General features: G+C 72.1%; 16 protein-coding genes. 8 read left to right on the top strand and 8 right to left on the bottom strand.

Annotation, left to right across the window (positions count from 1 at the left end):
• Positions 1 to 3 precede the first annotated feature (3 nt).
• From TR48_RS09175 to TR48_RS09155, 5 genes are all read right to left on the bottom strand, one after another.
• Entirely contained in the window at positions 4 to 969 is a 966-nt protein-coding gene (locus tag TR48_RS09175; protein WP_042365439.1) for a cytochrome c oxidase assembly protein, read from the bottom strand.
• 74 nt (positions 970 to 1043) lie between these two features.
• The gene (locus tag TR48_RS09170) at positions 1044 to 2051 is read right to left on the bottom strand and encodes a 2-hydroxyacid dehydrogenase (RefSeq protein ID WP_042365438.1); all 1008 of its coding nucleotides are present in this window, start codon (positions 2049 to 2051) and stop codon (positions 1044 to 1046) included.
• 63 nt (positions 2052 to 2114) lie between these two features.
• Entirely contained in the window at positions 2115 to 3140 is a 1026-nt protein-coding gene (locus TR48_RS09165) for a 6-phosphofructokinase (protein ID WP_042365437.1), read from the bottom strand.
• 234 nt (positions 3141 to 3374) lie between these two features.
• Entirely contained in the window at positions 3375 to 4103 is a 729-nt protein-coding gene (locus tag TR48_RS09160; RefSeq protein WP_042365436.1) for a type 1 glutamine amidotransferase, read from the bottom strand.
• A gap of 33 nt (positions 4104 to 4136) precedes the next feature.
• Complete coding sequence (locus TR48_RS09155) at positions 4137 to 5399, bottom strand: MurT ligase domain-containing protein (RefSeq protein ID WP_042365435.1); 1263 nt, start codon at positions 5397 to 5399, stop codon at positions 4137 to 4139.
• A gap of 215 nt (positions 5400 to 5614) precedes the next feature.
• Between TR48_RS09155 and def the strand changes: the two genes are divergently transcribed.
• Together def and TR48_RS09145 are read left to right on the top strand one after the other, a co-directional pair.
• Entirely contained in the window at positions 5615 to 6187 is a 573-nt protein-coding gene (def, locus tag TR48_RS09150; RefSeq protein ID WP_042365434.1) for a peptide deformylase, read from the top strand.
• Positions 6184 to 7032 (top strand): hypothetical protein, encoded by an 849-nt coding sequence (locus tag TR48_RS09145; protein ID WP_042365433.1) that lies wholly within the window; start codon positions 6184 to 6186, stop codon positions 7030 to 7032. Before def ends, TR48_RS09145 begins: the two co-directional genes overlap by 4 nt.
• Before the next feature lie 43 nt (positions 7033 to 7075).
• Here TR48_RS09145 and TR48_RS09140 read toward each other — a convergent pair whose 3' ends face one another.
• Positions 7076 to 7723: a TetR family transcriptional regulator gene (locus TR48_RS09140; protein ID WP_042365432.1), complete on the bottom strand. Its 648-nt coding sequence runs from the start codon at positions 7721 to 7723 to the stop codon at positions 7076 to 7078.
• A 113-nt stretch (positions 7724 to 7836) separates the two neighbouring features.
• On the opposite strand from TR48_RS09140, the gene TR48_RS09135 reads away from it, so the two are divergent.
• Positions 7837 to 9078, top strand: coding sequence for an acyl-CoA dehydrogenase family protein (locus TR48_RS09135; protein WP_042365431.1), 1242 nt, complete (start codon positions 7837 to 7839; stop codon positions 9076 to 9078).
• Positions 9079 to 9145: 67 nt separating this feature from the next.
• Here TR48_RS09135 and TR48_RS09130 read toward each other — a convergent pair whose 3' ends face one another.
• Positions 9146 to 9805, bottom strand: a complete 660-nt coding sequence (locus TR48_RS09130; protein WP_201777102.1) for a TetR/AcrR family transcriptional regulator — start codon at positions 9803 to 9805, stop codon at positions 9146 to 9148.
• A 226-nt stretch (positions 9806 to 10031) separates the two neighbouring features.
• Complete coding sequence (locus TR48_RS09125; protein ID WP_052442516.1) at positions 10032 to 14093, bottom strand: type I polyketide synthase; 4062 nt, start codon at positions 14091 to 14093, stop codon at positions 10032 to 10034.
• Positions 14094 to 14438: 345 nt separating this feature from the next.
• On the opposite strand from TR48_RS09125, the gene TR48_RS09120 reads away from it, so the two are divergent.
• Genes TR48_RS09120 through TR48_RS09100 form a run of 5 tightly spaced genes read left to right on the top strand, consistent with a single transcriptional unit; the run spans position 14439 to position 21083 of the window.
• Positions 14439 to 15431 carry an aldo/keto reductase gene (locus tag TR48_RS09120; protein ID WP_042365430.1) on the top strand — a complete coding sequence of 331 codons (993 nt, stop codon included), beginning with the start codon at positions 14439 to 14441 and terminating at the stop codon, positions 15429 to 15431.
• Positions 15432 to 15441: 10 nt separating this feature from the next.
• Entirely contained in the window at positions 15442 to 17190 is a 1749-nt protein-coding gene (locus tag TR48_RS09115) for a GH3 family acyl-acid amido synthetase (RefSeq protein WP_042365429.1), read from the top strand.
• Positions 17187 to 18068, top strand: coding sequence for an alpha/beta fold hydrolase (locus tag TR48_RS09110; RefSeq protein ID WP_042365428.1), 882 nt, complete (start codon positions 17187 to 17189; stop codon positions 18066 to 18068). Before TR48_RS09115 ends, TR48_RS09110 begins: the two co-directional genes overlap by 4 nt.
• The gene (locus tag TR48_RS09105; RefSeq protein WP_063770946.1) at positions 18061 to 19329 is read left to right on the top strand and encodes an enolase C-terminal domain-like protein; all 1269 of its coding nucleotides are present in this window, start codon (positions 18061 to 18063) and stop codon (positions 19327 to 19329) included. Before TR48_RS09110 ends, TR48_RS09105 begins: the two co-directional genes overlap by 8 nt.
• Positions 19326 to 21083, top strand: a complete 1758-nt coding sequence (locus TR48_RS09100; protein WP_042365427.1) for a thiamine pyrophosphate-binding protein — start codon at positions 19326 to 19328, stop codon at positions 21081 to 21083. Before TR48_RS09105 ends, TR48_RS09100 begins: the two co-directional genes overlap by 4 nt.
• The last annotated feature ends 35 nt before the right edge of the window (positions 21084 to 21118 follow it).

The following is a 21118-nucleotide window of genomic DNA, read 5'->3' as shown; positions in this document are numbered from 1 at the left end:
CGGTCAGCCCGCCGAGCGCTGGCCCAGGCGGGTCAGGTAGGCGTTGTAGGCCTCCAGTTCCTGGTCGCCGTTGCGGTCCGCCACGCGGTCCTTGCGGCGGGAGAGCCGCTCCTCGGACTTGGCCCACTGGAAGGTGAGCGCGATCAGCACCACGGCCGTCGGGATCTCGCTGAACGCCCAGGCGAGCCCGCCGGCCAGGTGCTGGTCGGTGAGGGGATTCACGTGGAGCGACGCCGGCGGGTGCGCGAAGGTGTTCACCATCAGGCCGGAGGCCATCATCACCGCCACGCCGAAGAAGGCGTGGAACGGCATGCCGACGAACAGCTCCAGGATGCGCAGCACGTAGCCGGGACGGTGCGGCCCCGGGTCCACGCCCATGATCGGCCAGAAGAACGCCAGGCCCACGGCGAGGAAGTGCACCATCATCGCGAAGTGGCCCCACTGCGACTTCATCAGGAAGTCGAAGATCGGGGTGAAGTAGAGCCCGTAGAGGCTGGCGATGAAGAGCGGGATCGTGAACGCCGGGTGCGAGATCACCTTCATGTAGCGCGAGTGCAGCACCGCCACCAGCAGCTCGCGCGGTCCGCGCCTGCCCTTGCCCGCCGGGCGCATCGCGCGCAGCGAGAGCGTGATCGGCGCGCCCAGCAGCAGCAGGATCGGCGTCAGCATGGACAGCACCATGTGCTGCATCATGTGCGCGCTGAGCATCACCATGCCGTACTGGCCGAGGCCCGTACAGCTGACCATCACCATCGTGGCGAGGCCGAGCAGCCACGCGACCAGGCGGCCGACCGGCCACTTGTCGCCGCGCCGCCACAGCCGGACGCAGCCGGCGAGGTAGCCGACCAGCAGCACGCTCGCGAAGGCGAGGAAGGCCCAGTCCGCCGAGGGGTGGAACGCCAGCGCCCGCCCGAAGGTGAAGGGCGCGAGCTCGTGGTCCATACCCGGCATGCCCGGCATGCTGCCCATCGGCGGTCCCTGCTTCCCTCGTGGTGGTGCGCACAGCTACCGCACCAGGGTAGAACCGTCCGGAATGTCCTCCGTCACCGGGTGCCCCGGCGCGGCACGAGCGTGTTCTCGGTGTGCCGTCCGGCGAGGTAGTCCTCGACGTTCCGCACCGTCGTGTCGATGATCTGCCCCACCGCCGTGGCGGTGAAGTAGGCCTGGTGGGAGGTCACCAGCACCTGGGGGAAGGTCATCAGGCGCGCCAGCGTGTCGTCGGCCACACCCTCGAGCGACTTGTCGAGGAAGAACAGCCCCGTCTCCTCCTCGTACACGTCCAGGCCGACCCCGCGCAGCCGGCCCGCGCGCAGCGTCTCGACCAGGGCGTGCGTGTCCACCAGACCGCCGCGGCTGCTGTTGACCAGGAGCGCGTCCGGCTTCATCCGCGCCAGCGCGCTCTCGTCGATCAGGTGGTGGGTGTCCGGCAGCAGCGGGACGTGCAGGGAGATCAGGTCGGACTCGGCGAGCAGCCGCTCCAGCGAGGTGTACTCCATCCCCAGCTCGTCGCGGCAGGCGGCGCTCTCGGCGATGTCCCAGCCCAGCAGCCGCGTGCCGAAGCCGTGCGCGATCCGGGCGAAGCACTCGCCGATCTTGCCGGTGCCGACGACGCCGACGGTCATGCCGTGGACGTCCGCGCCCATCAGTCCGTCCAGGCGGAAGTCGAACTCGCGGGTGCGGTTCGCGGCCCGGATCACCCGGCGGTTGACCGCCAGGGCCAGGGTCCACGCGAACTCGGCCACGGCGTAGGGGGAGTAGTAGGAGACCCGGGCGACGGTGAGACCGAGCCCGGCGGCCACGTCCAGGTCGATGTTGTTGAAGCCGGTGGACCGCTGCGCGATCATCCGGGTCCCGCCCTCGGCCAGGGTGCGCAGCGTGGTCGCGTCGAGCTCGGCGTTGACGCTGCTGCTGATCACCTCGTGCCCGGCGGCCAGAGGCGCGGTGTCGGAGTCGAGGAACACCTCCAGACACCGCACCTCGTGACGGCCGGCGAACGCGGCCTCCAACAGCGGCTTCTCGTCGGCCTGGACGCCGTACGCGAGGATCTCCATGAGGCCAAGCTAATCGGACATTTCGCCCGGTGCTCGGCGGGTTCGAACCTGCCGGGCGGGGGCTCAGATGACCGTTTCCGCTTCGGCGTAGCGCTCCGCGGGGACAGTCTTCAGGTCGGCGACGGCGTCGGCCAGCGGCACCAGGTTGATCGCGGTGCCCTGGAGCGCCGTCAGGTGGCCGAAGGCGCCCTTGTGCACGGCCTCGACCGCGTGCCAGCCGAAGCGGGTGGCCAGGATCCGGTCGTACGCGGTCGGGGTGCCGCCGCGCTGGACGTGGCCGAGGATGACCGGGCGGGCCTCCTTGCCGAGGCGCCGCTCCAGCTCGCCGGAGAGCCGGGTGGCCACGCCCGCGAAGCGCTCGTGGCCGTAGATGTCGATGCTTCCGCGCTCCCACTCCATGGTGCCGGGCTCGGGCTTGGCGCCCTCGGCGACCACGACGATGGCGAACTTCTTGCCGCGCTCGAAGCGCTCCCCGACGACGGCGGTCAGCTTGCCGATGTCGAAGGGGCGCTCCGGGACGACGATCGCGTGGGCGCCGGCGGCCATGCCGGCGTTCAGAGCGATCCAGCCGGTGTGGCGGCCCATCAGCTCGACGACCATGACGCGCTGGTGCGACTCGGCGGTGGTCTTCAGGCGGTCCAGGGCCTCCGTGGCCACCGAGACGGCCGTGTCGAACCCGAAGGTGACGTCCGTGCAGGCGATGTCGTTGTCGATGGTCTTCGGCACGCCGACGATGGGCAGGCCCGCGTCGGAGAGCATCCGGGCCGCCTTGAGCGTGCCCTCGCCGCCGATCGGGATGATGCCGTCGAGGCCCAGCCGTTCGCACATGGCCTTCGCCGCCGGGACGCCGTCCCGCAGCTTGCTCGGCTGCACGCGGGTCGAGCCGAGGATGGTCCCACCCTGGGCGAGGATGCCGGACACCGAGTCCAGTGTCAGCTCGCGGTAGTCCTCCTCGAGCAGGCCGCGCCAGCCGTCCACGAAGCCGATGATCTCGTCGCCGTGATCCACCACGCCGCGGTGCACCACGGACCGGATCACGGCGTTCAAACCTGGGCAGTCCCCACCACTGGTCAGCACACCAATACGCATCGTTCAACTACTCCCGAGCAGAGCGCGGTGACCGGAATCGGACAAATCAACCCTATCGCGATGATACCGAGCGTCGGCTCCCGGTCAGGCCGGCCCGGTCGCCAGGGCGGCGCCGTCGGCGCCCTGCGGGGGGAGTGTGAGGGTGGGCGCTGGAGGCTCGGCCGGAGTCGGCGTGAGCCGCCAGCTGTGTTCGGTTGTCTGCCGTTGCCCCTGAGCCGGTCCGCTGCCCGCGGCTCAGGTGGTGGTCTGGGCCGCCGCGATGCGCTCCGCGCGCAGCGCGTCGTACCAGGTGTTGTCCGCCGGCGGCAGCGCGCTGACGTCGAGGGCCAGCTTGATCAGCAGGTCCGCGACCAGCGGGTTGCGCGCCATGATCGGCCCGTGCAGGTAGGTGCCGAAGACGGTGTCCCGCCAGGCGCCCTCGGTGCCCTCGCCGGTGCCGTTGCCACCGCCGACGCTGACCTGCGCCAGCGGCGAGACGCCCTGCCCGAGGTGGGTGACGCCCTGGTGGTTCTCGAAGCCCGTCAGCGTCGGCAGGCCCAGGCGCGGGTCGGGCTCGGCGACGATGTCGCCGACGTTGCGCTTGCCCTCGCCGCGCGTCGACCAGACGTCGAGCAGGCCGAGGCCCGCGGTCCGCTCGCCGCGGTCGTCGATGAACTCGTGGCCGAGGATCTGGTATCCGGCGCAGACCGCGAAGACGATCGCGCCGTTCTCCACGGCCCGGCCCAGACCCGGGTCCTGCCGCAGCCGCTCGCCGGCGAGCCGCTGCGGACGGTCCTCGCCGCCGCCGATCAGGTAGATGTCGCCGCTGGTCGGCACCGGCTGGTCGGAGCGCACGTCGACGCGCTCGACCTGCAGCCCGCGCTGCCGGGCCCGGCGCTCGACGACGAGCACGTTGCCGCGGTCGCCGTACGTGGACAGCAGGTCCGGGTAGATCCAGATCAGCCGCAGGGCGCTGTCAGTCATGGCGGGAGTCCTCTTCCTCAAGTCCGGGCCGCGTCAGTTCGGGGTCGCCACGTCGCGGCGCAGCTGCTGGAAGGCGGTGTAGTTGGCAATCGCCTCGATCCGGCCCTGCGGCGCCATCGCCACGGCCTGCTGGATTGAGTCGACGACCTGGAACTGCACGCCCGCGACCTCCAGGCGCACCGCGAGGTCCAGCTTGCGCTGGCCCATCACGAAGACCGGGTGGCCGACCAGGCGCTCGTAGTCGACGTCCCACAGCCAGGAGGTGTCGGTGCCGTCGGCGGAGAGCGCGTTGACCGAGAGGACCACCGGCGCCGGCGCCGGGTCGATCAGGCTGAAGGTCTCCAGCCAGCCGGCCGGGTTCTTCGCCAGCAGCAGCCGCACCTCACGGCCGTTCACCAGCACCGACTCGTAGCGGCCGGCGACGGCCTGCACCGACTCCATGCGCTGCAGCGCGATCTGCGGGTGCACGCCGAAGACGGAGACGACGGCGGCGGTGCTCGTCGCGTTGGACAGGTTGGCCCGGCCCGGCAGCTGCAGCCGGATCGGCCACGGGTTGCCCTGCGGGTCCACCACGAACTCGCCCTGGAGCGCCCAGTGCGGCTGCGGACGGCGGAAGCCGCAGCTCGGGCAGAACCACTCCTCGTCCGGACGCTGCATGACGCCGCCGCAGCTCGGGCAGGACCAGGCGTCCTCCTTGTAGGCCTGGCCGGCTGCGACCCAGATGACCTTCTTGCAGGACGAGGCCGCCCAGGTGACCAGCGGGTCGTCCGCGTTGGCGATGACGACGGCCTCGGTCCCGGCCAGACCCTCGCGCCACTTCTCCGCGAGCATGCGCGTCTCGGAGGAGCGGTCCAGCTGGTCGCGGGAGAGGTTCAGCAGCGCGATCGCCTTCGGGTTGGTGTCCCGGGCGACCATGTTCAGGTACTTCTCGTCGACCTCGATCACACCGAACCGCGCCTCGCCGCTGTCGGCGAGCGCGGAGGTGATGCCGGCCGGCATGTTCGCGCCGAGCGCGTTGGACACCACCGGGCCAGCGGCCTTGAGGGCCTCGGCGATCAGACGGGTCGTCGTGGTCTTGCCGTTGGTGGCCGAGACCAGCACCACGTCCAGGCCCTCGGAGACGCGCCGCAGCAGGTCCGGGTCGAGCTTGAGGGCAACCCGGCCGCCGATCACCGATCCGCTGCCGCGGCCCGCCGCGCGCGACACGGCGGCGGCGGCCTTGCCGGCGGTGACGGCCAGCTTCGCACGGGCGTTCAGCGAGGCCGAGGGCGCGGCCGAATCGGGATGCGCTGACATCGGTTGCTTTCCTCCTGCGGGACGGCCTGCGGGGCGTGTGTGCCCCCGGCTGCCCGTAGCCTACCGGCACGATCGCTTCCGCGGTCGGCGGCGTCCACCACCCGGTCGCCCACGGACGTTCGCGACGGCCGCGGCGCTGCTCGGAACGGGGCCTGCGCGGGGGTCGTGGCACGGGTCGTGGCGGTGGCCGTCGCCGTGGCACATAGAGTCCTCTCATGCTCTCCCGCATTCCCGGCAGCGCCGGTACCGTCCACCCCGTCACCCCTTGGGCCTCACCGGTGCTGCGCACCCCCTGCGTCCCGGTCCGGAGCTTCGACGAGGAGCTGGTCTCCCTGGTGGAGTCCATGTTCGCGACGATGTACGCGGCGGACGGGGTGGGGCTGGCGGCCAATCAGATCGGGGTCGGCCTGCGCGTCTTCGTCTACGACTGCCCCGACGACGAGGACGTGCGCCATCTGGGCCACGTGGTCAACCCCGTGCTGGTCGAGGCGGACGGCGTGGTGATCGCCGGCGAGGAGGGCTGCCTGTCGCTGCCGGGCCTGCGCGCGCAGACCCCCCGCTACGACCGCGCGGTGGTGCGCGGTCAGGACCTCACCGGCGCGCCGGTCGAGATCGAGGGCACCGGCTTCTTCGCCCGCTGCCTCCAGCACGAGGTCGCGCACCTCGACGGCGGCGTCTTCCTCGACGAGCTGACCGGCTGGCGCAGAGCGCGGGCGCTGCGCGCGATGCGACGCGCCGGCTGGTACGTCCCCGACCGTGACGTGCGGGGCGGCGGGGGCCGCGCATGACGGACCAGTGGTACGCGCAGCCCGAGCGCTGGTCGGTGCGGGACGACGACGGCACGGCCGTCGCCGACTTCGTCCAGGTCCGCGGGCTGCTGCGCGGCCACGACTTCTGGTGGGCCGCGGATCTGCGCCCCGCGCCCGACGCGGACCCCGCCCACGCGGCGGCGGTCGTCCGCCGCCGCCTGCCCGGCTGGATGGCCGAGCTGCGGGTCACCGGTCCGCAGGACGCCTTCGCCCGCCTGCTGCTGGACGCCTCGCTCAGCCGGGGCCGCTACGCGCACCACTACGTCTGGGACTTCGGCGTCCGCGCCGTCGATCCGGCGTGGTCCGAGCCGCCGCTGCCGGTCGACGTGGAGCTGGTCGCGCCGCATGAGGTGAGCCCGCGGCGTCTCTTCCGGATCCACCGCCGCGCGTACCCGGCCGCCCACCCCGACCACCCCGCCGGGGACTTCGAGCGCCTCGCCCAGCTGATCGGCGGCGGCCTCTTCGGCGGCCTGCTGGGCGGCAGCGCGGTCGCCGTCCGCGGACGGCGCCCCGTCGCAGGCATCATGATCGGCCACGAGAACGGCGACTCGTCACTCGCCGCGGCGGTCCTGCCCCGCGCCGGCCACTCGGTCGCGGACCTCGCCCTCACCGGGCCCGCCGTCGTCGACCTCTTCCGCGACCCGGACGACTCCCTCCACGGCCTCGGCGGCCTCCTGCTCCGCCGCGCGCTCGCCGTCACCGCGAAAGAGGGCGCCCCCTCCCTGTCCCTCACCGTCACGGAGGGCAACCCCGCCCGCCGCCTCTACATCCGCACGGGCTTCACCCACTCCCACAGCACCGTCCCCCTCCGCCTCCCGCTCTAGCCGTCCCCGGACTGCGTATGTCCCCGCGGGGCTTCCGGGACGTCTAGTCGTGGGCTTCCTCGTGCGGGTGGGCGCCGTTGTGGTTGGTGGTGGCGGCGGGGTTGTCCGCGGCGGCGGCGAGGCGGCCCCAGAGGAGGTCGGCGAGGGTCTGGACCATGCGGTGGCGCGGGAAGCCGGGCTGTTCCAGCCACCAGTCGCCGGAGGCGAGCACCATGCCGGTGATGGCCTGGCCCCAGGCCGCGGCCAGCAGGTCGCGGTCCGGGCCGAGGTCGATCTGGCCGGCGATGGCCGCGCTCAGCTCGGAGGCGATGGCCCGCAGCGTGGGGGCGAGCGGGCCCGCGGGGGAGAGGCCGTCCGCGGCGGGGTCCGGGTGGGCGAGGAAGCGGTAGACCTGAGGCGCGGACTCGATCGCGGCGAGGTAGGTGTCGAGGACGTTCTCCACCAGGTCCCGCCGCTCCAAAGGAGCGGCCAGCGCCTCGCGGATCCGGTCCAGCAGCGCGGTGCTGTGGCGTTCCGCCAGCGCCTGGTAGAGGCCGGTCTTGTCCTTGAAGTGCCGGTAGAGGATCGGCTTGGTGATGCCCGCCTCCGCTGCGATGGCGTTCATGCTCGCGCGCGGGCCCTCCCGTCGGACCACCCGGTCCGCGGCGTCCAACAGCACCTCACGCCGGTCGGCGCGGTCGGGGCTCGGCATTGCCTTGACATCCTTACTGCCTGGTAACAAACTGTGGAGCGCGTTACCGACGGTAACACCTGGCGGAAGCAATTCCAGCCCGCGCCTCGCCTCGTGCCCGGGGAGACACACCTATGACCGGCTTCAACCTCGCTCTCAACGACGACCAGATCGCGGTCCGCGACTGGCTGCACGGCTTCGCGCGTGACGTGATCCGCCCGGCCGCCGCCGAGTGGGACGAGCGCGAGGAGACCCCCTGGCCGATCATCCAGGAGGCCGCCAAGGTCGGCATCTACTCGCTCGACTTCTTCGCCCAGCAGCAGTTCGACCCGACCGGTCTGGGCATCCCGATCGCGATGGAGGAGCTGTTCTGGGGTGACGCCGGGATCGCGCTCGCCATCGTCGGCAGTGCGCTCGCCGCGGCGGGCGTCGTCACCAACGGTACGCCCGAGCAGGTGGGAACCTGGGCGCCGGAGATGTTCGGCACCCCGGACGACCCGAAGCTCGCCGCCTTCTGCTCCTCCGAGCCGGACGCCGGCTCGGACGTCGCGGCGATGCGCACCCGCGCCGTCTACGACGAGGCGAAGGACGAGTGGGTCATCAACGGCACCAAGACCTGGGCCACCAACGGCGGCATCGCCCACGTCCACGTGGTCGTCGCCTCCGTCGCCCCGGAGCTGGGCGCGCGCGGCCAGGCCTCCTTCATCATCCCCCCGGGCACGCCCGGCCTGAGCCAGGGCCAGAAGTTCAAGAAGCACGGCATCCGCGCCTCGCACACCGCCGAGGTCGTCCTCGACAACGTGCGCGTCCCGAGCTCCTGCCTGCTCGGCGGCAAGGACAAGCTCGACGAGCGCATGGCCAGGACCCGTGAGCGCGCTGCGGCCGTCGCCCGAGGCGAGCGGGTCGAGCAGGTCAAGAACGCCGCGATGGCGACCTTCGAGGCCTCCCGCCCGGCCGTCGGCGCCCAGGCGGTGGGCCTGGCCCGCGCCGCGTACGAGGAGTCGCTGGAGTACGCGAAGACCCGCGAGCAGTTCGGCCGCCCGATCATCGACAACCAGGGCATCGCCTTCACCATCGCCGACATGCGCACCCGCATCGACGCGGCCCGCATGCTGGTCTGGCGCGCCTCCTGGATGGCCGCCACCGGCCAGTCGTTCACGGCGGCCGAGGGCTCCATGTCCAAGCTCTACGCCGGTGAGACCGCCAAGTGGGTGACCGGCCAGGCCATCCAGATCTTCGGCGGCAACGGCTTCACCCGGGAGTACCCCGTGGAGCGGATGCACCGCGACGCCGCGATCTACACGATCTTCGAGGGCACCAGCGAGATCCAGCGCCTGGTCATCGCGCGCACCCTCTCGGGTCTGCCGATCCGCTGACGCGGGCGCACGCGAAGCGGGGGGGAGGGGCCGGGGAACGATCCCCGGCCCCTCCCCTCCTCCGATGTCAGCCTTCGGCCGGCGCCGGGGACGCCCAGCCGCGCTGGGCGTAGGAGAGAAGGCCGGTGAGGGCGATGCGCAGCACTGCGCGCAGCTCCACCTGGAGCGGCGGCCGGCGGTCGTCGGACCGGGTCCAGCGGTACAGGATGCCGAGGTAGGCATCGCGCAGCAGGTTGCCCGCCATGCCGGGGTCGATGTCGAGGGCGACCTCCCCCCTCGACTGGCCCATCGAGATGATGTTGCTGAAGACGTGGCCCGCGTCGTCGGGCTCCTCCAGCAAGGGCTGGCCGGACTTCACCCACGCCGTGAGCATGACCCTGGTCAGATCCTCCTCGGCCGTGTTGAACTCGGCGAGCGCCGCCATGCAGCGCTCCAACTGCACGGTCGTGTCGTCGCTCTCGTGTCCGAGGGAGTTCTCCACGAACGCCTTCAACTTCGCGCGCCGATGCTCGGCCCAGGTGGTGACCAGGTCCTCCTTGCGCTGGAAGTGGTTGAAGAAGGTGCCCCGGGCCACGTCCGCGCGCTCGGTGATGTGATCGATCGTGGTGCGCTCGTATCCTTGCTCGCCGAAGAGCTCCAGCGCGCAGGTGTACAGACGGTCGTGGATGCGCTGCTTGCTGCGCTCGCGACGTCCGGCAGGAGCCATCTGGTGGTCCCCGACGATCATGTGGCGGCTCCTCGGTTCTCGGGTGGGGGCTCGGTGGAACGGCTGCGGGGGCGGGCCGCAGGGGTCGCACCGAGTGTCCGAGTCTGGTGGCGGCGATGAATGATTGAACCTTGGTCCAATAATGTATCAGAGTCTCACTCCGGGGGTCGATCCGTGCCCGTGCCCGTACGCGTGAGAGGCCGTCCCCGCCGGTCGTTCCGGCGGGGACGGCCTCGCTTCGGGAAGGTCAGCTGTGGACCGGGGCGCCGCGCTCCAAGTGCTTCGCCAGGCCTGCCGCCGTCTCGTCGCCGAGAAGTCGGCTGGTGGAGAGCTCGACGCCGAAGTCGCGCCGCAGCAGCCGACTGAGTTGGACCGCCATCAGCGAGTCCAGCCCGAGGTCGCGCAGCGGCCGACGGAGGTCCAGCCGGTCCGGGGTCGTGCCGAGCACCGCCGCGGCATGCCGGATCACGCCGTCGTCCCCGCCCGTGCCGGTCCGCCTTCGCAGGACGACGGGGGTGGGCTCCGCACTCCTGGCGGACGCGGCCCCGGCCGTGACCGTGTGCATCGCCGGCGCCGGGATCGTGTGCGGCAGCAACACGTGCACCGGAACCGTCCGTGCCGCGTCCGCGGGCCCAGCGGGGGCCTGGGGTGCGCGCAGCAGGGTCACACCGTGGAAGTCGGCCAGCACGGTCCCGTCGATCGCGCTCAACCGCACGTCGCAGCGGGCGAGTTGGCCGTCCGCATCGAGCGTGAAGCGGGCCATGCTCCAGAACTCGCCCGTGGGCGGTGCGACGAGCGCGACGCTCTCGAACGAGACGGGCAGGAAGGCGTCGCCTGCGCCGCCGTGCCGGGAGGACTCCGGGATCCCCGCCAGCATGGCCAGCAGACCGGACTCCAGGGCCGCGCCCTCGCTCGCCGCCGGGGCCTGGAGCCGGGCCACGACCTCGCCCTCGCGGCGCCACAGCTCGCGCACCGCGCGCAGCTGCGGGGCCACGCTGTAGCCGCGTGCCTCCAGCCGCCGGTAGAACTCGTCGGCCGGGACGTACTGGGTGCAGCGGGTCAGCGCGTCGTCCCTGCGGAGTTCGGGCAGGGCCAGGGCCTCCCGGGCGGCCTCCCCGACCAGGACCGTGCCGCTGACGGCCCGTGTCCCGGCCCGAACAGCGGCGAAGCCGGCCCCGGTGTCCTCGCCGATCGTGTCGAGCACGAAGCGCAGGACACCGGGCCTCGACGGCCCGGTGCGATCCGTGTCCTGCTCCCAGGCGACGGCAAGTGAGCTCGTGCGGGCGTGGGCGAGCGGCAGCGCGGTCGCGGCCAGCCGGACGTCGCGCAGCAGCACCGGGCCGTCGCCCACAAGGTCCCGGGCGGCCTCGGCCACCGCGGACAGGTGCACCGCCGGCGGGACGGCCGTCTGCCCACGCAGCGTGACCCCGGCTCCCAGCGCGTCCAGCCCCAGCCGCGAGAGGTGGACCGTCCGGTCGTAGCGGCGTGGGGACAGGACCGGGGCCCCCGCGTCCGGTGCGTGTACCGGGTGTACCGGGGGCACCGGGTCCGCCGGATCCACCCGGAACTCCTGGACGTCCCAGGTGTAGTGCGGCAGCGGCACCCGGCGCGGTCCGGCGTCCTCGCCGTACCAGCGCGACCAGTCGACGGGCGCGCCCAGCGCGTAGGCCTCGCCCAAGGCCCGCACGGTCGCCAGCCGTTCCCCGTCGCGCCGACCGGTCACGCCCACCACGGCGGACGGGACGCCTGCATGCTCCTGCACCTCCCGCAGCGCCTGGGTGAGCAGCGGGTGCGGAGAGATCTCGACGAAGACCGTCTCATGCTCCTTCCCCACCTGGCGCGCGGTCTCGGCGAAGCGCACCGGTCGTCGCAGGTTGTCCATCCAGTACCCGGCGTCCAGCTCGGCGCCGGTCAGCGGCGCGCAGCGGACCGTGGAGACCATGGCGGTGTGCGCGTGCCTGGGCTCCAGCTCCGCGAGCGCCGCGAGCAGGTCCTCGCGCAGTTCGTCCATCACCGGAGAGTGGGAGGCCACGTTGACCTTGACGGTGCGGCAGAACACCTCGCGCAGTTCGAGTTCCTCGGCGATCGCCGCCAGGGTGGTCGCGTCACCCGCCAGGACCGTGGAGCGCGGCGCGTTCTCGACCGCGACGCAGACAGTGTCCCCGTGACGTGCCGCCAGTTCGCGCGCCTCGTCGCCGCCGAGCTCGGTCGCGAGCATCGCGCCGCGCCCGGCCACCCGCTGCATCAGCCGGCTGCGGCGGCAGATCACGCGGGCGGCGTCGCGGACCGAGAGCGCCCCCGCGGCGCACGCGGCGGCGACCTCGCCCATGCTGTGGCCGAGGCACACCTGCGGGTCGACGCCCATCGCGCGCCAGTGTGCGGCCAGCGCCACCTGGACCGCCCACAGGACGGGCTGGACGACGTCGACGGCCACGTCGGCCTGGTTCGACCCGTCGCCGTCGTCCGACAACCTGGCCAGCACCGACCAGCCGAGCTCCGACTGGACGGCGGCGTCGCACGCCCGCAGGGTCTCCCGGAATGCGGCCGAGGACCGGAGCAACTCCCGTCCCATGCCACGCCACTGGGACCCCTGACCGGGAAAGACGAAGACGGCCTGGCGCGGCTCCCCGAAGCCGGCCTCGCCGAGGCCGCCGTCGGGGCAGGGGTCGCCAGCGGCGAGGGAGCGCAGCACGGCGGCCATCTCCGGGGGCGTCCGGGCGACCGCCCACAGGCGGTAGGGGTGGGCGTCACGTCCCAGGGCCGCGCCCCGGCACAGGGCACTCAGGCCGGAGTCGTCGGCTTGCGCCGCTCGGTCCGCGTACCGGGAGGCGAGCGTCAGCAGCGCCTCCCGGGACCGGGCGGACAGCACGAGCAGGCGGAGTTCGGGGTCGCCGCCCGCGCCCACGTCCCCCTTCATCTCCACCTTCGCGTCCGCGGGGGAGGAGGTGGGGACCGAGGTCGCTTCGGCTGAGCCGATCGGGACGGGCAGGAACTCGCCGAGGACCACGTGGGCGTTGGTGCCGGACAGGCCGAAGGAGCTCACACCGACCACGGCGCGCTCCCCCCGAGGCCGCAGCGGGGTGTTCTCCGTCGGGATCGCCACCACGGCGTCGGGGGTGTTGAGTTCGGCGCGCGGCCGGGTCAGGTGCAGTGAAGCGGGGACCAGGCGGTGCCGCAGCACCAGTACCGCCTTGATGAGGCCGGCGATGCCCGCCGCGGACTCGGCGTGCCCGATGTTGGTCTTGACCGAGCCGAGCAGCAGCGGCGCGTCCGGCCGCCGCGGGCCGCCTTTGGCCGAGCCGTCGGCGCCCTCGGTGCGCAAGGCCTCGGTGAGCGCCCGCAGTTCCACGCCGTCGCCGACGACCGTGCCGGTGCCGTGCGCCTCCACGTAGTCCACCTGGTCCGCGGTCGCCCCGGCGCTGCGCCAGGCGTTGCGCAGCATGGAGACCTGTCCGGGAACGGAGGGCTGGAGCAGCAGTCCGCTGGCGTTGCCGTCGTTGGTGACCGCACTGCCGAGCAGTACGGCGAGCACGTCGTCGCCGTCGGCCAGGGCGTCGTCGAGCCGCTTCAGCAGCACGGCGCCGACCCCCTCGCTGCGGACGAACCCGTCGCCGCCGCTGTCGCCGAACTTGCAGCGGCCGTCCGGCGCCAGCATGCCGCCCTGCGAGTAGGCGACGGCGTCGGCGGGCGACAGGATCGCGTTGACGCCGGCGGCTACGGCGAGGCCGCACTCGCGCGTGAGCAGGCTCTGTCTGGCGGCGTGCACCGCCACGAGGGACGAGGAGCAGGCCGTGTCGAGCACCAGGCTCGGGCCGCGCAGGTCCAGCGCCTGGGAGACGCGCCCGGAGGTGACGGCGCGCAGTCTGCTGCCGGCGACAGCCCGGACGTCGGCGACCGAGGCCGCGCCGCCGACCTCGGCGTACTCGGCGGTCGCCTGGCCGACGAAGACGCCGGCGTCGCTGCCGGCCACGCTGGACGGCGGTATCGCCGCGTCCTCGAAGGCCTCCCAGACGACCTGGAGCAGGACGCGCTGCTGCGGGTCCATGAGGCGGGCCTCACGGGGAGAGATGCCGAAGAAGCCCGCGTCGAAGTCGTGCAGGCCGGTGATGAACCCGCCGTGGCGGGAGACGGTTCTGCCGGGCGTGCCCGGGTCCGGGGCGTAGCAGGAGTCGACGTCGAAACGGTCCCGCGGTATCCCGGTGATCGCGTCGGTGTTCGTCTCGAGCAGTCGCCAGAACGCGTCCACCCCGTCGGCTCCCGGGAACCGGCAGCTCATGCCGACGATCGCGATGGCGTCAACCGTGTCCATTCGAAGCGCCCCTTCCGTTCAGTCAACGAGGCCAACGGTATATCGAAGAGCAAAGATGACCTTAGGTTCATCACATCAAATCAGTGTTAAAACCTGACGGCGTTCGCGTTCCCGGGGGGCGACAGGGGCACTGCCGTTTCGATAAATTTGCAGTTCAGAGACCATTGCTCCGGGCCGTGACGGGTTGACCCCGGCCCCGACGGGTGGTGCCAGGTCGATATTGAACTCCAGTACATAGTTGTGCTTCAGTTGTGGAGACGGGCCAGGCCTGCCTCCGGGGCGGCGGCCGGGTGAGCCCGTCGTCCCCCGACGCATCCACCCCGCATCCAGGCGAGGAGCACAGCCATGCTGAAAACCAGGAAGCTCGGACGGCAGGGCCTCGAGGTCTCCGAACTCGGGCTCGGTTGTATGGGAATGAGCCAGTGGTACGGCCGGACCGACGACCGCGAGTCCATCGCGACCGTTCACCGGGCCCTCGAACTCGGGTACACGCTCTTCGACACCGCCGAGGCGTACGGACCCTACGACAACGAGATCCTGCTCGGACGGGCCCTCGCGGGCCGACGTGACCGGGCAGTGATCGCCACCAAGTTCGGCTTCCCGATGAAGCTCAAGGACGGGACCACGGCCGAGGCCGACAGCCGCCCCGAACACGTCGTCGAGGTCGTCGAGGCCTCCCTGCGCCGCCTCGGCACCGACCACATCGACGTGCTCTACCAGCACCGCGTCGACCCCAAGGTGCCCATCGAGGAGGTGGTCGGGGCGATGGCCGGGCTGGTCGAGCAGGGCAAGGTGCGCTACCTGGGCCTCTGCGAGGCCGGCGTGGCCACCGTCCGCCGCGCCCACGCCGTCCACCCGCTCTCCGTCGTGCAGAGCGAGTTCTCCGTCTGGGAGCGGAACCTGGAGGACGGCGTGCTGCCGCTGCTGCGCGAGCTCGGCATCGGCCTGGTCGGCTTCTGCCCGCTCGGCCGCGGCTTCCTCACCGGCGGCGTGCTGCGCGCCGAGGAGTACCCCGACGACGACTTCCGCAGCCACGACCCCCGGCTCCAGGGCGCCAACTACGACCAGAACACGGCCGTCGCCGCCGCCCTGCGCGCACTCGCAGCCGAGCGCGGTCTCACCCCCGCCCAGCTCGCCATCGCGTGGGTCCTGCACCAGGGCGACGACATCGTGCCGATCCCCGGCACCAAGCGCCGCAGCTACCTGGAGGAGAACACCGGCGCCGCCGACGTCGCCCTGGACGCCGAAACGCTTGCCGCGATCGACCTCTCCGTGCGGACCGAGCTGGTCGCCGGACCCCGGTACAACGACCGCATGATGGCCTACATCGACCGCTGAGGAGTCATCAGTGGACCTTTCGCCCGCACCACGTCTCCCCGACCTCCCCGAGGATCCCGCCGGGGGCCCTCCCGCCTGGCAGCGGCACTGGCACAAGCGGCGCTCGTCCTTCGCGGACGAGTGCCACCAGGCCCGCGCGGCCCTTCTCGACGACCTGAAGCAGCCGGCCCTCGCGCAGCAGCGCGTGCTCGCCGACGTCATCGACATGAGCGCCGGATCGGTGCACTGGCGTGAGCGCGGCTACGACGTCGTCGCCGGACAGCCCGAGCGGTTCCGCTCCGTCCTGCCGATCATGCGCTACGACGACTTCGTCCCGGAGATCGAGCGCGAGACCCGCACCAAGGGCGGGATCCTCACCTGCAGCCCGGTCCTGCGCTGGCTGAAGACCAGCGGCACCACCGGGACGCCCAAGCGCGTCCCCTACACCCTGCACTGGCTGCTGACCTACCGGATCCCGGCGATGAAGGCCATGTGGGGCACCTATCTGGCGCACCATCCGGAACTGCTGGACCACCCTTACGCCACGCTGGACACCCAGACGGTCCGCGAGGACGTCTACGACTTCGTCCACGGCATCCAGCACCAGGCCATCAGCAACCGGCACCCCAGGATCAACACGCTCGACTGGAACCCGCCGTGGTACGAGTCGCCGTGGTTCGGCCCGGACGTCCCGTCCACCCACGAAGGACGGATGTACCACCGGCTGCGCCATCTGGTCGGCCGGCGGCTGCACTACATATCGGCGATCAACCCCAGCACGCTGATCTCGTTGCGCGACCTGATCGAGCAGCACGGAGACCGGCTGGTCCGGGAGCTGCGGGCGGGCACCCTGGACGGGCATCCCTTCGGGGAGCCCGACGAGTCCGCCGCCGCGCACCTCGAACGTGTCCTCGCCACACCGGACTTCAGCCTCACCGACCTGTGGCCCTCGCTCACCCTCTACACCTGCTGGCTCTCCGCCTCCGCCGGCCTGTACGCGGCCCGGCTGGACGCGATCCTGCCGGGCGTGGCCAAGCTGCCCTTCATGAGCTGCGGCACCGAGGGGGTCACCACCATCCCGGTGGACGACTCCCTGGACAGCCAGCCGCTCGCGGTGGGCCAGGCGTTCTTCGAGTTCGTCCCGGCCGAGGTGCCGCTGGGCAGTCTGGTCGAGGCCGGAACCCCCGTCGAGACGCTGCTCTTCGACGAGATCGAGGCCGGGCGCGAGTACCACCTGATCATGACTCAGGGCAACGGCCTGTACCGGCTCTGGACCGGCGACATCTACCTGGTCGACCGCATCGTCGACGGCACGCCCTGGATCCACTTCGTGCACCGCGACGGCGTCTACCACTCGTTCACCGGCGAGAAGATCACCGAGACCCAGGTCACCGACGCGATCCGGGCCGGCCTCGCCGACAGCGGGCTGGACCTCGGCCTCTACCTGTGCGGCCCGCGCTGGGCGGACCCGTCCAACGACGACCTGCCCGGCTACGTGGTCGTCACCGAGGCTCCCGAGCCTTCCCCCGAGCTGGACCGGACCCTGTCCGTGGCCGTGGACGAAGCGCTCAGCGGGATCAACATCGAGTACGCCTCCAAGCGCACCAGCGGCCGGCTCGGCGCGATCGAGGTGGTGACCGTGCCGCACGAGGCGATCACCGGCTACGTGGAGAGCCGTCGCCACAGCGGCAACACCACGCAGTACAAGTACACACCCTTCCAGCAGGACATCGACTTCGTGGACGCCCTGGCGGGCGTCCGAGGGGGGAACCGGCAGTGATCGACACGAAGCGTTCGCCGCAGAGCGTCCGTCGCGAGATCGTGGGAGTCCCCGTGGCCGGCGGCGAGCTGGCCCTGCACCTGTGGCGCCCGCGCGGCGAGGCCAAGGGAGCGGTCTTCTACTTCCACGGCCTGCAGTCGCACGCCGGCTGGCTGTGGGAGGTGGGGCCGCAGTTCGCCGACAACGACATCGCCTTCTTCGTCCTGGACCGGCGCGGCAGCGGCATCAGCCAGGGCGAGCGGTACGACCTGCCGGATGTCAGGACCATCCTGGACGACTACGCGGCCGCCGTCGCGCAGGCGCGTCGCACCGTCGGCGACGAGGTGCCGCTGTCGCTGTTCGGCCACTGCCTCGGCGGGTCCTTCATGGCCGCGCTGATGCACGACGAGAGCTTCACCACCCGCTACGACGCCGCGATCTTCTGCTCCAGCTGGCTCGGCAAACTCCACGCCACCCTGGACGCCGACCAGTTGACGGCGCTGGCCGCCGAGCGCGGCACTGGGCTCTGGGACGCGGGGCTGCGCTCCGAGGACTTCACCCACGACCCGCGCCACCGCGAGTTCATCGACCGCGACGACCTGGCGGTGCGGGAGCTCACCCGTCGCTCCCGGGCGACGCTGCTGGAGCTGGAGCGCGTCTACCTGAACCCGACGCGGCAGCTCCCGCCCGTGCCCGCCGCCTTCGTCTCCGGGCTCTCGGACCCGATCGTCGACCTCGACGACGCCCGCGCCACCTTCCTGCGCATGGTGGGGCCACAGGCCGCGCTGCTCCAGTTCGCCACCGACCGGCACTACCTCTTCTACACCGGCGTCCGGGCCCGGCTGGTCGACTGGGCCACCACGTTCACCCTGCTCTCCGGGCTGGACCGGCATGCCTGACCGCGACGCACGCGCCCTGCTGCACCACGTCCGCCAGCCGATGGAGATCGGCTTCGACCACCCGGCCAAGCGGCGGTCCCGCTCGGACAGCCTGCTGCTGCTCCTGGAGGTCGACGGGGCGAGCGGCCTGGGCGAGTGCGCGCCGCGCGCCTACGTCACCGGCGAGACCAGCGAGACGGTCGCCACGGCGCTGCAACGCCTCCACATGGACGCCCTCTACGCGCGGATCCGCGCCGGCGAACCGGCCGGACTGCTCGACTCCCTGCTGCGTCTCGGTGTCGTCGCCTGCTTCCCCGAGGTGCTGGCCCCGGTCGCGGCGACGGACGCCGCCTCGGGGCCGACCGGCAACAACCTCGCCTGTCTGCTGGAGACGGCGCTGCTCGACCTGCTCGGACGGCGCCTCGGCCTGGCCGGTCACGACCTCGTGCCCGGCCGGGGCGGCCCGGCGGACGCCCCGGACCGGTTGCCGGTCTCCCAAGTCCTGGACCTCAGCCTGACGCCGGACGAGTTCCTCGACACCCGCGGTCCGTTCCACTTCGTCAAGATCAAGGCCTCCGACAGCATCGAGCGCGACGTGCGGACCGTGACCACGCTGCGCGATCGCATCGACGCGGACGTCCCCGTCATGGTCGACGCCAACATGAGCTGGACGCTGTCCGAGGCGCACCGCCATCTGACCCGGCTGCGGGACGCGGGCGCGGACTTCGTCGAGGAGCCGCTCGCCAAGAGGGACTGGACGGGGTTGGCCGAACTGCGGGCGCGCGGCGCACTTGCGATCATGCTCGACGAGTCCGTCTGCGACGCGGCCGACGCCCGGGTCGCCCTGGCCGCCGGCGCCTGCGACGCGGTGAACGTCCGGGTCGCGAAGAACGGCGGCCCGGTCGCCGCCGAACGGATCATCGCGCTGGCCCGCAGACACGGTCTGCGGTTCCAGATCGGCGTCCAGGTCGCGGAGGTGGGGCCGCTGATCAACGCGGGCCGGGCCCTCGCCTTCCGCCACAGCGACGCCCTCACCGTCGAGGCGGGCCAGTCCGACCGGTTCTTCCGCGACATGGTGGTCACCCCGCGGCCCGCTGTCGACCGCACGACCAACACCCTGACCCCCGCCGCCGGACCCGGCTTCGGACTGACCCTCGACGACCACGCCGCGCCCTGGGCGGTGCTGCGGCACCGTGAGGGCGACCCCTCCTGGCAGCCCGTCCGCCAGGAGCCGGACCCGCGCCCCGTTTTGCAGCCGGCCCTGACCAAGGAACCCGCATGACGACGCAGTACTTCTCCGACCTGGTGGTCGAGTTCCTGCACCAGCAGGACATCGACACCGTCGTCTTCAACCCGGGCGCCTCGTTCCGCGGCGTCCACGACTCCCTCGTCCACGCCGGCAACGCCGACCACGCCCCAGACATCGTGATGACCTGCCACGAGGAGATCGCGGTCGCGATCGCCCACGGCTACCACAAGGCCGGCGGGCGCCACATGGGTGTCCTCGTGCACGCCAACGTCGGTCTGCTGCACGCCTCCATGGCGCTGTTCAACGCCTGGTGCGACCGGGTCCCGCTGTTCGTCCTCGGCGGCAACGGCCCCGTGGACGCGGGCAAGCGGCGGCCGTGGATCGACTGGATCCACACCTCGCAGCACCTCGAGTCGGTGGTGCAGGAGTTCGCGAAGTGGTGCGACCAGCCCATCGGTCAGCGCGCCACGATCGAGTCGCTGTACCGGGCGTGGCGGCTGATGAACACGCCCGCGCACGCGCCGGTCTTCGTCGCCCTGGACTTCGACGTGCAGGAGCAGCGGCTGGAGGAGGGGCTCCAGCTGCTCCCCGCCACGGCCGCCGAGCCGGCGCGGCTGCCCGGTCTGCACGGTGCGGACTTCGAGGAGCTGACCCGGCTGCTGCTGGAGGCGCGGCTGCCGGTGCTGCTGGTCGACTTCTCCGGCCGGGACCCGGAGACGGTGCCCGAGCTGGTCGCACTGGCCGAGGCCCTGGGCCTGGCTGTCGTGGACCGTGGCAACCGCCTCAACTTTCCGGCCACGCACGCCCTGAACCTCAGCAACACCGGGGCCGAGCTGCTCGCCGGGGCGGACCTGGTCGTGGCGCTGGAGGTGCAGGACCTGGCAGGCGCACTGCAGTCGTTCCTGCCCGTCACCGACCAGGGGGCGCCGGCCGACGGCGCCACGATCGTCACCATCGGCCACAACGAACTGCTCACCAGCACCTGGGCCGCCGACTACATGCAGCTGGTTCCGGTGAGCCGGGCGATCTGCGCGGACACGCGCGACAGCCTCGCCTCGCTGCGCGAGGCGGTCGAGGACCCGTCCGGTCCCTTCGTGGCGGCGGCGTTCCAGGCGCGCCGCGAGGAGCGGACCAAGCAGATCGCCGCCCTGCACGCCGACGCGCGGGCCGACTGGGCCCGGCAGGCCGAGGAGGCCAAGGCGACGGAGCGGATCCAGGTCGCGGGTGCGGTCGACGAGATCCACCGGGCCGTGCGCGAGGAGCCGTGGGTCCTCACCAACACCGGTAGCCTCACCATCGACGGCTGGGTCAAGAAGCTCTGGCCGTTGGACCGCCCCGGCAGCTACCTCGGCCTCAACGGCGGCGGCGGGCTCGGCTACGGACTCGGCGCCTCCATCGGCGCCGCGCTCGCCCACCGGGACGGGCCGGAGCTCTGCATCGACCTCCAGGCGGACGGCGACTTCCTCTACACGCCCAGCGCGCTGTGGACGCTGGGCGCGTACGACGTGCCGCTGCTGGTGGTCGTCATGAACAACCGCCTCTACCTCAACTCCACCCAGCACGCCGCCCGCATCGCGGGCGCGCGCGACCGCGACATCGACCGCGCGCACATCGCCACCAGCTTCTACGACCACCCCGTGGACTTCGTGGCGATGGCCCGCTCCTACGGCGTCCACGCCCTGCCCCGCGTCGAGCGCATCGAGGACGTCGCCGACGCGGTCCGGGCCGGAGCCGCCCACGTCAAGGAGCACGGCAAGCCCGTGCTCGTCGAGATCCTCACCCAGTGACTCCAGCGACTCCCGTGACTCCCGTGACATCAGGA

The sequence above is a fragment of the Streptacidiphilus neutrinimicus genome, assembly GCF_000787815.1.
GTDB classification, from domain to species: domain Bacteria; phylum Actinomycetota; class Actinomycetes; order Streptomycetales; family Streptomycetaceae; genus Streptacidiphilus; species Streptacidiphilus neutrinimicus.
The sequence above is the reverse complement of the archived record's forward strand: the minus strand, read 5'-3'. Positions and strand labels throughout refer to the sequence as shown.